We start from the raw sequence: 14,959 nt of genomic DNA on the forward strand, positions 1-14,959 counted from the left end.
GTATATGAAGAAAATAGCATTAGCTTCATTATTAATGACACTACTGGTTTCTTTCCATTCGAATGCAACTGTTAATTTAATAAGAAATGAAGATAGAACTTTATCAAGTGATATAATAAAAGAAGGAAATAACAAGGGAATTATTGAGATAAGCATTCAAGACAATCAACGGTTTGATATTATTGATGATGGGGAATACATCGGAACAATAATACCTGCCAGAGGGTTTTATAATAATTATAACCCACTGTGTTTTATTGGTTGGTCAACTGATAAAAAAACAATATCAAAAATCATCCCATCAATAGGACAAGGGTATTTTGAACTTTCCCTCTGTTCAAAACTTGATGCAATAGGAAAAATAGAGGAAAATGGAAGAACCTTTATTGGCTTTGTATACACTGTAGGGTTGAGAGACAGATATTCTCAAAACTACTTTCTCATTGAGCTTAATAGAGAAAAAAGAACTATAGAAGATAAAAGTCAACTCATTGAAAAATTTCAAAATGATTCAGAAAAAAAGAGCATAGCTGATCTCAGAAGAGACATAAAGAAAATTGATGAGAAATAACAATGAAGAAAATATTAGCAATAATAACATTATCAATGTCACTTCAAGCGCATGCATCAATTATGTTAACGCCGATTGATAGCAGCAATCTATTATTGCAGCTGTCGATAAAAACACAGCCATTGGGAATAGACCAGATAAAAATAGATAATGGACAATCCTTTGACATTACTGAAAACGGTAAATATCTAGGCACACTAATCCCTGCCGAGGGTTATTATAGAAAATACAATCCGCTATGCTTTATTGGTTGGTCTATAGACAAAAAAGAAATCAGTAATATTGTTCAGTCTATTGGTCAGGGTGATTTTGAAAACTCAACCTGTTTAAGTCTCGATGCAGTTGGGAAAATTGATGTTAGAGATAAATCATTTATAGGTTTTGTTTATACTGTTGGGTTAAGAGATAGACGAGCAAAAAATTATTTTTTAATTGAGATTGATAAAGATAAAAAAACAATAACAGATAAGAGTACGATTATTGACGAACTACAGAATAACGGTAAAAAAAAGAGCATTACTGCAATCAAAAAATATCTCGAAGAAAACCAGAGTTCCATACCCGATTAACGTCATTCAATTATCAGGCACCTGAATTAAAATTAGGTGCCTGACAGGCTAACAACATGACTGCCAGTTAAAACAGCTGGCTTTCCCAAATGCAGTATGCACTGGTTCCCGCCTTAACATGCTCACATAACATATTCTTGTAAGTAAAAGAGATAAATTCTTCCGGCTGATACTCGTTATGTGTTATCGAACTCGGGTAGTGCATTCTGATATTTTTTACTTTTGCATCAGACAGTTTGATAGAGAAGTATTGCTCCATCCCACCATTCTCAGAGGTTCGATAGAAAATGAAAGTGCAGGTCAAATATTCATTCTCATTTAATGCGCTGAGTAATAATGGCGTTGATTTATCAATGGGCTTTCTAATTTCAACCGGCTGATATGCCACATTATCAATACGTTCAGCTGAATTATTTAGCTCATGAACAAAAATTTCATTTTCATGACCTTGTTGCCATTTATTTCCCATTGAATCATACGATCCACACCCAGAAGAAATCAGCCCCTGATTCTTACCTTCTATTTTCAGATAAATGATATTGGCCATTAAATTCCCTTTAATTCCATATTATGGATGATATGAAAAAGTAGCGAGGTCACTATAATAATTTAATGCTTAACCGACAAGTAGACCGCTCCAACGTGTGGGTACGGCAACTGGACAAAACCTGTATGCATATACATAATTTATGCCATTACTCCACTGACCCGCTGACAATACGCCATGACCCTTTCCCCACCGCGTCAGGGATTTGTACTGACCCGCCACTGGCAAGACACCCCTGCCGGAGTCCAGGTCGAATGCTGGCTGGCGACGGACACTGGCCCCTGTCGGGTCAGGTTGTCACCGCAACAGGCGGTAGCGTTTGTCCCAATGCGTCATCAGGCACGTATCAGCCAGTTATTCAGTGGGGAAAAGCACTGGCAACTGCGGCCGCTGGCGCTGAAAAACTTCCACCACGAGCCTCAACTGGGGCTCTACTGCCTGCAATATCGTCAGTTATTACGGCTGGAGAAGAAGCTACAGGAAGCGGGCATCCCAGTGTACGAAGCGGATATCCGCCCGCCGGAGCGGTTTCTGATGGAGCGTTTTATCACCGCGCCAGTCTGGTTTAGCGGCGAAGAAACCGCTGACGGGCTGATCGATAACGTCAAACTCAAACCGGCCCCTGACTACCGCCCGTCACTCAAAACTGTGTCGCTGGATATCGAAACCAGCCGCCACGGCGAGCTTTACTGCATCGGTCTGGAAGGGTGCGGCCAGCGTCAGGTCTTTATGCTGGGGCCAGAAAATGGCAACAGGGATGATGCTGGCGACCTGACGCTGGAATACGTCGCCAGCCGTCCACAACTGCTGGAAAAACTCAATCAGTGGCTGCACACCTACGATCCGGATGTGATTATCGGCTGGAATCTGGTGCAGTTTGACCTGCGGGTGCTGCAACAGCACGCCGAGCGTTACCGCATTCCACTAAGATTCGGACGCGACGGTCAGGAGCTGGAGTGGCGCGAGCATGGCTATCGACAGGGGCATTTTTTCGCCAGCGCGCCGGGCCGGTTGATCGTCGATGGTATCGAAGCACTGAAATCCGCCACCTGGCATTTTGCCTCGTTCAGTCTGGAATTTGTCGCCCAGTCGCTGCTTGGCGAAGGGAAAGCCAGCGACAATCCTTATCAGCGGCTGGAAGAAATCGAGCAGCGTTTTCAGCAAGACAAACCGGCACTAGCGCGCTACAACCTGAAAGATTGCGAGCTGGTGACGCGCATCTTCGAGAAAACCCATTTGATCGCCTTTTTACTGGAGCGGGCGAGCGTCACCGGGCTGGCAGCAGACCGCAGCGGCGGTTCGGTGGCAGCATTTACCCATCTCTACCTGCCGCGTATGCATCGAGCCGGGTTTGTCGCTCCCAACCTGGGTGAGATCCCGCCGGAAGCCAGCCCCGGCGGCTACGTGATGGACTCCCGCCCCGGCCTGTACGATTCGGTGCTGGTACTGGACTATAAAAGCCTCTATCCCTCAATTATTCGCACCTTCCTGATTGACCCGGTCGGGCTTATCACCGGCTTGCAGCAGCCTGATGAACAGCACGCGGTCGAGGGGTTTCGCGGTGCCTGGTTTTCCCGCCGCCAGCACTGCCTGCCCGCTATCGTGGAAGAGGTGTGGCACGGACGTGACCTCGCCAAGCAGGAGAACAATAAACCGCTGTCGCAGGCGTTGAAGATCATCATGAATGCATTTTATGGCGTACTGGGGTCCAGCGGTTGCCGTTTTTTTGATCCTCGTCTGGCGTCTTCGATCACTCTGCGCGGCCATGAGATCATGCGCCAGACCCGTTCTTTGATTGAAGCCAAAGGTTATCAGGTGATTTATGGCGATACGGATTCTACCTTCGTCTGGCTTAAGCGCGCCCATCGCGCGGACGAAGCGGACGCCATCGGCCATGAGCTGGTTGCTTATATCAACGACTGGTGGCAACAGCACCTGCGCCAGCAGCATGGCCTGAACAGCGCGCTGGAAATGGAATACGAAACCCATTTTCATCGTTTTTTGATGCCCACTATCCGTGGTGCCGAACTGGGCAGCAAAAAACGCTACGCCGGTATGACCATGACGCCACAGGGTGAGCAGATGGTATTCAAAGGACTGGAAACGGTACGTTCGGACTGGACCCCTCTGGCACAGCAATTCCAGCAACAGCTTTACCAGCGTATTTTCCACCGTGAGCCGTATCAGGAATGGGTGCGGGAATACGTGGCTAAAACGATGGAAGGCGAGCATGACGACCTGCTGGTCTACCGCAAACGCCTGCGCCATAAACTGAGCGACTATCAACGCAATGTACCGCCGCAAGTGCGCGCCGCCAGAATGGCCGACGAGTACAACCGTCAGCATGACCGCCCGTTACAATACCAAAGCGGCGGCTGGATAAGCTACGTCATCACGGTCAATGGCCCCGAACCGCTGGAGAATCGTCACTCAATGCTGGATTACAACCACTATGTGGAAAAACAGCTGCAACCGGTGGCCGATGCCATTCTGCCTTTCATTCACGATGATTTTGCTACACTGATTACCGGACAGATGGGGTTATTTTAACAATCCGATGGTGCCTGACAGGTGACGAACAGGCCGCCATCCAGTACCATAGCGCCCTTTCAAAAATATCAGGCGTGGGTCCACGTCTGTCAGTTAGACAACGGTCAATTACATCCGGGGCGCTTCCCCCATACCCGCATCACACAGGCTGTGCACGATAGCATCTCTGTCGCGCAGGGCGGGTAAGGTATTGCCGTACGCAGGGGTCGGCAGCCTCCTGTTCAGACATTCTCCGACAACGACGAGTATCGAGCTTAGAATTTATGCCTTTTACACTTGGTCAACGCTGGATCAGCGATACAGAAAGCGATTTAGGATTGGGTACGGTAGTGGCGATGGATGCCCGCATGATTACGGTGCTATTTCCGGCTAGCGGCGAAAACCGCCTCTATTCCAGAAATGACGCACCTATCACCCGTGTCATGTTCAATCCTGGCGATACCGTCACCAGCCACGAAGGCTGGCAACTACAGGTGGAAGACGTTCGTGATGAGAACGGCCTGCGCACCTACATCGGCCAGCGTCTGGATACCGACGAGCCCGCTGAACTGCGGGAGGTGTTCCTCGACAGCAAACTGACCTTCAATAAACCGCAAGACCGGTTGTTCGCCGGGCAGATTGACCGCATGGATCGTTTTGCACTGCGTTACCGTGCCCATCTGCACCAGCATGAACAGGCGCTGCAATCCTGGGGAGGGTTGCGTGGCATGCGCGCCAGCCTGATCCCTCATCAGTTACACATCGCCCGCGAAGTAGGCCAACGCCATGCGCCACGCGTGTTGCTGGCCGACGAAGTCGGTTTGGGTAAGACCATCGAAGCTGGCATGATTATCCACCAGCAATTGCTGGCAGGTCGTGCCGAGCGCGTACTGATCGTGGTGCCGGAAACCCTGCAACATCAATGGCTGGTGGAAATGTTGCGCCGTTTCAACCTGCTGTTTTCGTTGTTTGACGACGAACGCTACGCCGAAGCCCGCCTGGATAGCGACAACCCGTTTGAAACTGAGCAACTGATCATCTGCTCACTGGATTTTGTTCGCCGTAACCCCTCCCGTTTCGAGCAGTTGCTGGATGCCGACTGGGATCTGCTGGTGGTGGATGAAGCCCATCATCTGGCCTGGAGTGAAGCCGCACCGAGCGCTGGCTATAAGGCGATTGAGCGTCTGGCACGCGCTATCCCGGCCGTCTTGCTGCTGACGGCAACGCCAGAGCAATTAGGTCAGGAAAGCCACTTCGCCCGCCTGCGCCTGCTCGACCCGGATCGTTTCCACGATTACCACGAATTTATCGCTGAACAGCAACAATACCGCCCGGTCGCCGATGCGGTCACCCTGCTGCTAAGCGGCAACAGTATCAGCGACAGCGAACGTAACGCCCTTAGCGAGATGCTGGGTGAACAGGATATCGAACCGCTGCTGAAATCCATCGCCAGCGACAGTGAAGACAGCGCCGCCGCGCGTCAGGAACTGATCACCATGCTGATGGACCGCCACGGCACCAGCCGTGTGCTGTTCCGCAATACCCGCCAGGGCGTGAAAGGGTTCCCGAAACGCGAGCTACACCAAATCAGACTGCCGCTACCGGCACAGTATCAGACAGCGATCCGCGTATCCGGCATTATGAATGCCCGAAAATCCGCCGAAGACTGCGCACGCGACATGCTCTACCCGGAGCAAATTTATCAGCAGTTCGAAGACGATAACGCCACCTGGTGGAGCTTCGATCCGCGCGTCGAGTGGATGCTGGAATTTCTGACCAGCCATCGCGATGAAAAAGTACTGGTAATCTGCGCCAAGGCCGCCACCGCGTTGCAACTCGAACAAGTGCTGCGCACCCGTGAAGCTATCCGCGCCGCCGTCTTCCACGAAGGGCTCTCTATACTCGAACGTGACCGTGCCGCGGCGTACTTCGCTTCGGAAGAAGAAGGCGCACAGGTATTGATCTGTTCGGAAATCGGATCCGAAGGCCGCAACTTCCAGTTCGCCAGCCATTTGATCATGTTTGATCTGCCGTTTAACCCGGATCTGCTGGAACAGCGCATCGGCCGTCTGGATCGTATCGGTCAGAACCGTGACATTCAGATTCTGGCGCCCTATCTGGAAAATACCGCTCAGGCATTGCTGGTACGCTGGTATCACGAAGGGCTGGATGCGTTCGAACACACCTGCCCAACGGGTCGCGCAATTTATGACAGTCACTACGAGCAACTGATCAGCCTGCTGGCTAAACCGTCTGAACAAACCGGGCTGGATGAATTTATCCATACCTGTCGTCAGCAACATGACACCTTGAAAGCGCAACTGGAGCAAGGGCGTGACCGCCTGCTGGAGATGCATTCCAACGGTGGCGAGCGGGCGCAAGCGCTGGCCCAGGCCATTGCCGAGCAGGATAACGACGTCAATCTGGTCAATTTCGCGCTCAACCTGTTCGACATCATCGGTATTCATCAGGATGACCGTAGCGATAACTTGATCGTGCTGACACCGTCTGATCACATGCTGGTGCCGGACTTCCCCGGTCTGCCACAAGATGGCTGTACCATCACGTTCGATCGCGATCAGGCGCTGTCACGCGAAGATGCCCAGTTCGTGAGTTGGGAGCATCCGCTGATCCGCAATGGTCTGGATCTGATCCTGTCTGGCGACACCGGCAGCTGCGCCGTATCGCTGCTGAAAAACAAAGCCTTACCGGTCGGCACACTGCTGGCAGAGCTGGTCTATGTCGTGGAAGCACAGGCACCGAAGAAACTGCAGTTGACCCGCTTCCTGCCACCGACGCCGATTCGCGTCCTGCTGGACCGCAAAGGCACCAATCTGGCAGCACAGGTGGAGTTCGAGAGCTTCAACCGTCAACTGAGCGCGGTTAATCGCCACACCTCCAGCAAGCTGGTCAATGCGGTACAGGACGAGGTGCACGACATGTTGCAGAAGGCTCAGCCCTTGGTAGAGGCGCAGGCACAGGCACTGATCGCCGAGGCTAAGCGTAACGCCGAAACGCAATTACGCCGCGAACAGGAACGACTGGAGGCGCTCAAAGCCGTCAACCCGAACATCCGTGACGACGAACTGGAAGCGCTGGAAGAACAGCGTGAACAGGTGCTGCTGAATCTGCAACAGGCCAACTGGCGTCTGGATGCCATCCGTCTGGTGATGGTTGCGCACCAGTAAACCTCATCTGTTATCTACCTACTTCGCGGCGAGGCCTGCCTTGCCGCGATGCCGGAGCCTTCATGGAACCCTATAGCCCCCCTCGCGAGCCCTGGCTGCACATCCTGTATCAGGATCAGCACATCATGGTGGTGAACAAGCCTAGCGGACTGCTCTCCGTTCCCGGTCGTGCCGAAGAACATAAAGACAGCATCATGACCCGTATTCAGACTGATTTTCCCACCGCCGAGTCCGTCCATCGTCTGGATATGGCCACCAGCGGTGTAATGGTGGTCGCCCTGACCAAAGCGGCTGAACGGGAGCTGAAACGCCAGTTCCGCGAGCGGGAACCGAAGAAGTCTTACGTTGCCCGCGTTTGGGGCCATCTGGCGCAGGATGAAGGGCTGGTCGATCTGCCGCTCATTTGCGACTGGCCTAACCGTCCGAAACAAAAAGTCTGCTTTGAACAAGGTAAGCCCGCCCAGACCGACTACATCGTCTTATCACGGGACAGCGACGGCACCACCCGAGTGAAACTGATGCCTATTACCGGTCGCTCACACCAGTTGCGTGTCCACATGCTGGCATTAGGCCACCCGATTCTGGGCGACGGGTTTTATGCTCACCCAGAGGCGAAGGCATTGGCCCCCCGCTTGCTACTGCATGCACAGGAACTGGCCATTACCCATCCGATTTTTACGACACCGATGCACTTTCGTTGCGAAGCCGACTTCTGATACCGGTGGTCAGGCCCCCAGTTATCGCACTAAAAACCGTGCAGCATTAGAAACGAGCGCCCTGTATGAAAACAGGCAATCATGGAAAGAAGCGCGACTACGAGAAAAGCAAAAAGAGAAGAAGAGCTAGCGAGAAAACTTATTGATTTTCAGAAATTCATAGGCAGCCTGAATATCCTGCGCTTTACGCTTGGCTATCTCAATCATGCGCGGCGACAGGCCTTTGCCCATCATTTTATCAGGGTGGTGTTCGCTCATCAGTTTGCGATAAGCGCGCTTCACCGTCGCAGCATCATCCGTGCTACGCACCCCTAATGTCCGGCAGGCGCTTTCGATAGTCGGCCCGCGCGAGTATACCGGCGGCCGCTGGCCATAGGACTGCCCACCATAAGACTGATTACGCCGCTGATAAGACTTATTACCCTGTCTTGATGATTGTTGCTGACTATTATTCTGCCGTGATTGATGGGTGCTCCCCTGCCGTGACTGGTAGGTATTGCCCTGTCGTGACTGGTAACCACTGCTGCTCTGTTTTGACGACTGATGGGCACCGCGCTCCATGTTGCGCATGAACAACTCAAACTGTTCGCGGGTTACGCCCAGCTCATCGGCAAACACATACAGCAACCGCCGTTCATTCGGATGTAATGCGCCGTCTACAAACGCGGCCTGTAACTGAATCTCCAGAAACATCCTAATTAAATCAAAACGGCCAATGCAGGCGTCGCGTAACTTACGCAGCTTATTACGCACCGGAAACTGACTGGCTTTCCCTTCACGGAACGCCTGTTGCGCGGCATTCCGCGCCTCACCATGCAGTTCCAGTCGGTCCATCATGGTGGTCGCGATACGGATATCAGACTCCGTCACCCGCCCTTTTGATTTGGCCAGGTGCCCCATCGCCTGAAAGGTGGTCAGACAAAACAAGGCCTGGCGGGTGGCTTGCGCGGAAAAAAAGTCGCGACGACGGGATGCACGAGCTCTGTCAAGCAAATGACCCAACAGCAGCCCGATTATCAACCCGCCGACACCAGCGCTGGACACAATCCCCAACGCCAGTCCCAGCAACTTTCCCCAATACCGCATATACTCCTCAAATCCCCATGCCGTCGGCCAAAAATTGCTTTATCATACCCGTCATTTATCTTTGCTCCTAACGGCAACGCATAGAAAATGGCGGGGATTTTGCGCTGGCGCTACGCCGGTGGCTTATATAGTCTCTGACCGTTTGCCGGCATGACGCCCTTGATGACGGAACACCAGATACCGCGTATGAAAAAAAGTTTTCCAACCCTGCTGGCCTCGTTAATTGGGTCGGCGCTGTACAGCCAGCATGCGCTGGCCGATCTCGCCTCTCAGTGTATGTCGGGCGTTCCTGTATATAATCGCCCGCTGGTCACCGGGGACACCAGTCAGTTGCCGGTTCACATCCGCGCGGATCAGTCACAGGCCAACTACCCCGACAGCGCCTTATTTACCGGCAATGTGAACGTCGAGCAGGGTAATCGCGTGCTGACCGCAGATCAGGTGCAGCTACATCAGAAACAACAGGCGGGTCAGGCTGACCCTGTTCGCACTGTCACGGCTATCGGTAATGTGCATTACGATGATGATCAGGTCATCCTGAAAGGCCCGCGCGCCTGGTCCAACCTTAACACCAAGGATACCGACGTCGAAGACGGCGACTACCAGATGGTCGGGCGTCAGGGTCGCGGCGATGCCGACAAGATGAAGCAGCGCGAAAACAACCGCTATACCATCTTGGATCATGGTTCATTTACATCCTGCCTGCCAGGTGATGATAGCTGGAGCGTCGTCGGTTCGGAAGTGATTCAGGACCGGCAGGAAGAAGTTGCCGAAATCTGGAACGCCCGTTTTCGCATCGCGGGTGTCCCGGTATTCTACAGCCCTTACATGCAACTCCCGATTGGCAATAAGCGTCGTTCCGGTTTCCTGATCCCCAACGCGAAATACGGCAGGAATAACGGGTTTGAGCTGGTCACGCCTTATTACTGGAATATCGCGCCTAACTATGACGCCACCATCACGCCGCATGTACAGACCAATCGCGGCATGCAGTGGCAGAACGAATTTCGTTATCTGTCGCGCGCGGGCTTAGGCCTGGTCGAATTTGACTGGCTGCCGGACGACAGGCAATACAAAAGTGACATACTGTCAGGCAAATCGGGTTACGCGTCTGATGATAATTACACCCGCTGGCTGTTCCACTGGCAGCATTTCGGCGTGATGGACCAGGTGTGGCGCTTTAGCGCTGACTATACCAAGGTCAGTGACCCAAATTATTTCACCGATCTGGATTCGTTTTACGGTAATACCACCGACGGTTACGCCACCCAAAAATTTAGCCTGGGTTACGCCAACCAAAACTGGGATGCCACCGTCTCGACACGTCAGTACCAGATATTCAGCAATCTGGCTTCCCGCGATATCTATCGAGCGCTGCCGCAGCTCGATATGAATTACTATCAGAATGATATCGGCCCCTTCGATCTGCATCTTTACGGTCAGGCGGTAAAATTTACCAATGTTAACCCCAGCCTGCCTGATGCGACCCGTCTGCACTTCGAGCCGACGATTTCTATGCCGGTTTCCAATCAGTGGGCCAGCCTGAATACCGAAGCCAAGCTGATGGCAACCCACTATCAGCAGGAAAATCTGGATGCCTATAACGCCAGCAACCCGGACTCGCCATTAAAAAGTAGCGTCAACCGTGTCATGCCGCAGTTCAAAACCGACGGAAAGATGGTGTTCGAACGCGATATGGACTGGGCGAAAGGCTATACCCAAACGCTCGAGCCCCGAGTGCAGTATCTATATGTGCCATACCGTAATCAGTCTGATATTCGCGCCTATGACTCCACCCTGTTGCAGGCAGACTACGCCGGGTTATTCCGTGACCGTACCTTCAGCGGCCTGGATCGCATCGCGTCTGCGAATCAGGTATCGAGCGGGGTGACAACGCGGTTGTATGACAGTGCGCTCGAAGAGCGTTTCAATGCGTCAATGGGGCAGATTTATTATTTTGATCGCCCTCGCACTGGCACCAACTCAAGCCTCGACCAGAATGATGAGCGCGGCAGCCTGAACTGGGCGGGAGACGCCTACTGGAAATTTGCCGACAACTGGGGTCTGCGTGGCGGCGCGCAGTACGATGAACGTCTCAAAAGCGTCACTCTCGGCGACGCAATTCTTGAATACCGTGGCGGCGGTGAGCGTATGTTCCAGTTGAATTACCGTTTCGCCAGCTCGGAATATATTCAGGCTATGCTGCCAAACATTACCAACCCCGGTTTCCAGCAAGGCATATCGCAGGTCGGTGCCACCGCCAGTTGGCCGTTGTCCGATCGCTGGGCTATCGTGGGGGCTTATTACTATGACACCAAGGCCAATCAACCCGCCGACCAGTTAGTGGGTCTGCAGTACAACACCTGCTGTTGGGCGGTCAACGTGGGCTACGAACGCAAGATAACTAAATGGAATAGCACCACCAATCAGAGCGTCTACGACAGCAAGATTGGCTTCAGCTTCGAATTGCGTGGCCTGAGCAGCAATTACAATCTGGGAACGGACAAAATGCTGAGAAACAGTATATTGCCTTACCAGCGTGCGTTCTGATGAGGTAACGCCGGGAACTCTGGCGACAATAAACGTCTAATGACCGGTAGCGATTAAACATGTAACCCGCCCTGGCGGATAAATTAAACGGGAAAGGTATGAAGAACTGGAGAGCGCTTGTCCTGGGACTGGCACTGAGTGCCAATATGGCGTTTGCGGCCCCACAAGAGGTCAACAAGATCGCCGCCGTCGTCGACAACAGTGTGGTTCTGGAAAGTGATATCAATAGCCTGCTACAGTCCGTCAAACTGAACGCGCAAGAAGCCGGTCAGCAGTTGCCAGACGACGCCACGCTCCGTCACCAGATTCTGGAGCGTTTGATCATGGATAACATCATCATGCAGATGGCGCAAAAGATGGGTGTTCAGGTCACCGATGAACAATTGGATCGCTCTATCACCAATATTGCGGCACAAAACCACATGAGCCTTGACCAGTTGCGTAGCCGCCTGGCCGCCGAAGGCGTGAGCTTCGATACTTACCGTAGCCAGATTCGCAAGGACATGATGATCGCGGATGTGCGTAACAGTGAAGTGCGCCGTCGCGTCACCGTGCTACCGCAGGAAGTGGACGCGCTGGCTCAGCAGCTTGCTAGTCAGGGGGCAAACGGCCCTGAGGTTAATCTGAGCCAAATTTTGATCCCGCTGCCGGAAAATCCGACGCAAGATCAGGTTGATAAAGCAGAGAGTCTGGCCAACCGTCTGGTAAAAGAAGCCTCCCAGGGTGCTGATTTCGGCAAACTGGCCATCACCTACTCCGCCGATCCGCAGGCGCTGAAAGGCGGGCAGATGGGTTGGGGCCGTCCGCAAGAACTGCCGTCGCTGTTTGCCGAACGTCTGGCTAACCCACAGAAAGGACAGATCATCGGGCCGATTCGTTCTGGTGTGGGCTTCCATATTCTGCGTGTTAACGATACCCGCGGTGGCTCTCAAGCGGTATCAGTCACTGAAGTACATGCCCGCCACATTCTGCTGACGACCTCGGTAGTGATGAACGACGCGCAAGCCAAAGCTAAACTCGAAGAGGTGGCAAGCCAAATCCGGAGTGGCAAACTGAGCTTCGCCGCCGCCGCCAAACAGTTATCTCAGGATCCGGGCTCTGCTAATCAGGGCGGCGACCTGGGGTGGGCATCGCCAGATATGTATGACCCGGCATTCCGTGATGCCTTGATGGACCTGAAAAAAGGCGAAATCAGCGCACCGGTGCACTCCTCCTTTGGCTGGCACCTGATCCAGCTGCTGGATACCCGTCAGGTAGACAAGACTGACGCCGCTCAGAAGGATCGCGCCTATCGCATGCTGTTTAACCGTAAATTCGCCGAAGAAGCCCAAACCTGGATGCAGGAAAAACGCGCGGCGGCATACGTGAAAATCCTGGATGGTCAGAACTGATGTCCGTTGAAACGCAGGTGCAGCGAGTCGTGATTACTCCCGGCGAACCCGCCGGGATTGGTCCCGATGTGGTTGTTGCGCTGGCCCAGCAAAGCTGGCCGGTGGAACTGGTGGTATGCGCCGATGCCGAGCTGCTGTTAAGCCGTGCGCTGGCGCTGAAACTCCCGCTGACCTTGCGTGAATACCAACCGCATCTGGCGGCACAGCCGCAAGCGGCTGGCACGTTGACGTTGCTGCCGGTTGCCACCGACTCCACCGTGGTGCCAGGACAATTGAACGTGGCGAATAGCCGCTATGTGCTGGAGACGCTAACCCGTGCTTGCGACGGTTGTCTGAATGGCGACTTCGCGGCGTTGATTACCGGCCCGGTACACAAGGGCATTATCAATGAATCGGGTATTGCGTTTTCCGGTCACACGGAGTTTTTCGCCGAGCGCAGCCACTGCACGCGCGTGGTGATGATGCTGGCGACCGAGGAACTGCGCGTGGCGCTGGCGACCACCCATCTGCCGCTAAAAGCAGTATCGGATGCCATCACCCGCGACAGCCTGCACGAAGTGATTACCATTCTGCATCAGGATTTGCAGCGCAAGTTCGGCCTCGCCCAACCGGTCATCTACGTCTGCGGTTTGAACCCGCACGCTGGCGAAGGCGGCCATATGGGGCGTGAAGAACTGGATGTCATTATTCCCGCGCTGGATGAGCTGCGTCAGTCTGGTATTCAACTGGTTGGCCCGCTGCCTGCCGACACCTTATTCCAACCCAAGTATCTCGAACACGCCGACGCCGTGCTGGCGATGTATCACGATCAAGGCCTGCCAGTACTGAAATATCAGGGCTTTGGTCGAGCCGTCAACATCACGCTGGGGCTGCCGTTTATCCGCACGTCCGTCGATCACGGCACCGCACTGGAACTTGCCGGTCGCGGTCAGGCCGATCCGGGCAGCTTCCGCACTGCATTGAATCTCGCTCTACATATGATTGCTAACCTTAATGAATAATCGCGTCCATCAAGGCCATTTCGCGCGTAAGCGCTTTGGCCAGAATTTTCTCAACGATCAGTTCGTGATCGACAGTATTGTTTCCGCCATCCACCCGCAGCCGGGTCAGGCTATGGTGGAAATCGGCCCCGGTCTGGGGGCGTTAACGATTCCTGTCGGCGAACGTATCAACCGCTTTACCGTCGTCGAATTGGACCGCGATCTGGCCGCCCGGCTTGAAGTGCATCCGACGCTCAAGGACAAGCTGACCATCATCCAGCAGGACGCCATGACCGTGGACTTTGCCGCACTGTCACAACAGGCGGGACAACCGCTGCGGGTTTTTGGTAACCTGCCGTATAATATTTCGACACCGCTGATGTTCCACCTGTTCAGCTATACTCAGGCTATTCACGACATGCACTTCATGTTGCAAAAAGAAGTGGTCAACCGGCTGGTGGCAGGGCCAAACAGCAAGGCTTATGGTCGTCTGAGTGTGATGGCGCAGTACTATTGTCAGGTTATTCCGGTGCTTGAAGTGCCGCCGACGGCTTTCAAACCGGCCCCTAAAGTGGATTCTGCGGTAGTGCGGTTGGTACCGCACACGGCGTCGCCTTATCCGGCTGTGGATACCCGTATCCTGAGCCGGATTACCACGGAAGCCTTTAATCAGCGACGTAAAACGCTGCGTAACAGTCTGGGTAACCTGTTCACGCCAGAGCAATTGACGGCACTGGAAGTGGACCCTAACACCCGGGCTGAAAATGTCACTATTGCGCAATATTGCCGTCTGGCCGAGTGGCTGACCGCGCACCCCACATCGCAGGAATAA

11 protein-coding genes are annotated in these 14,959 nt (G+C 53.3%); 9 read left to right on the forward strand and 2 right to left on the reverse strand.

What is annotated here, in order from left to right; translation table 11 throughout:
* Positions 1-4: 4 nt before the first annotated feature.
* Both DD586_RS17700 and DD586_RS17705 read left to right on the forward strand, forming a co-directional pair.
* The gene (locus DD586_RS17700; protein ID WP_012886193.1) at positions 5-571 is read left to right on the forward strand and encodes a hypothetical protein; all 567 of its coding nucleotides are present in this window, start codon (positions 5-7) and stop codon (positions 569-571) included.
* A 2-nt stretch (positions 572-573) separates the two neighbouring features.
* Positions 574-1,140 carry a hypothetical protein gene (locus DD586_RS17705; protein WP_012886194.1) on the forward strand — a complete coding sequence of 189 codons (567 nt, stop codon included), beginning with the start codon at positions 574-576 and terminating at the stop codon, positions 1,138-1,140.
* A 67-nt stretch (positions 1,141-1,207) separates the two neighbouring features.
* On the opposite strand, the gene DD586_RS17710 is transcribed toward DD586_RS17705, so the two are convergent.
* On the reverse strand, positions 1,208-1,687 hold the full coding sequence (locus tag DD586_RS17710; protein WP_012886195.1) for an Hcp family type VI secretion system effector: 480 nt from the start codon (positions 1,685-1,687) through the stop codon (positions 1,208-1,210).
* 177 nt (positions 1,688-1,864) lie between these two features.
* On the opposite strand from DD586_RS17710, the gene DD586_RS17715 reads away from it, so the two are divergent.
* The 3 genes from DD586_RS17715 (at position 1,865) to rluA (ending at position 8,120) form a co-directional block, all read left to right on the forward strand.
* A complete protein-coding gene (locus DD586_RS17715; protein WP_012886196.1) occupies positions 1,865-4,237 on the forward strand; it encodes a DNA polymerase II in 2,373 nt (790 codons plus the stop codon).
* Positions 4,238-4,500: 263 nt separating this feature from the next.
* Entirely contained in the window at positions 4,501-7,404 is a 2,904-nt protein-coding gene (gene rapA / locus DD586_RS17720) for an RNA polymerase-associated protein RapA (RefSeq protein ID WP_012886197.1), read from the forward strand.
* Positions 7,405-7,466: 62 nt separating this feature from the next.
* A complete protein-coding gene (rluA, locus tag DD586_RS17725) occupies positions 7,467-8,120 on the forward strand; it encodes a bifunctional tRNA pseudouridine(32) synthase/23S rRNA pseudouridine(746) synthase RluA (RefSeq protein WP_012886198.1) in 654 nt (217 codons plus the stop codon).
* Positions 8,121-8,246: 126 nt separating this feature from the next.
* On the opposite strand, the gene djlA is transcribed toward rluA, so the two are convergent.
* Positions 8,247-9,206: a co-chaperone DjlA gene (djlA, locus tag DD586_RS17730; RefSeq protein WP_012886199.1), complete on the reverse strand. Its 960-nt coding sequence runs from the start codon at positions 9,204-9,206 to the stop codon at positions 8,247-8,249.
* Between the two features lie 150 nt (positions 9,207-9,356).
* On the opposite strand from djlA, the gene lptD reads away from it, so the two are divergent.
* From lptD to rsmA, 4 genes are all read left to right on the forward strand, one after another.
* Positions 9,357-11,756 (forward strand): LPS assembly protein LptD, encoded by a 2,400-nt coding sequence (gene lptD, locus DD586_RS17735; protein WP_012886200.1) that lies wholly within the window; start codon positions 9,357-9,359, stop codon positions 11,754-11,756.
* Between the two features lie 98 nt (positions 11,757-11,854).
* On the forward strand, positions 11,855-13,147 hold the full coding sequence (surA, locus tag DD586_RS17740) for a peptidylprolyl isomerase SurA (protein WP_012886201.1): 1,293 nt from the start codon (positions 11,855-11,857) through the stop codon (positions 13,145-13,147).
* Entirely contained in the window at positions 13,147-14,148 is a 1,002-nt protein-coding gene (gene pdxA, locus DD586_RS17745; RefSeq protein ID WP_012886202.1) for a 4-hydroxythreonine-4-phosphate dehydrogenase PdxA, read from the forward strand. Before surA ends, pdxA begins: the two co-directional genes overlap by 1 nt.
* A complete protein-coding gene (rsmA, locus tag DD586_RS17750) occupies positions 14,141-14,959 on the forward strand; it encodes a 16S rRNA (adenine(1518)-N(6)/adenine(1519)-N(6))-dimethyltransferase RsmA (RefSeq protein ID WP_012886203.1) in 819 nt (272 codons plus the stop codon). Before pdxA ends, rsmA begins: the two co-directional genes overlap by 8 nt.

The organism is Dickeya parazeae Ech586 (genome assembly GCF_000025065.1).
GTDB lineage: Bacteria > Pseudomonadota > Gammaproteobacteria > Enterobacterales > Enterobacteriaceae > Dickeya > Dickeya zeae.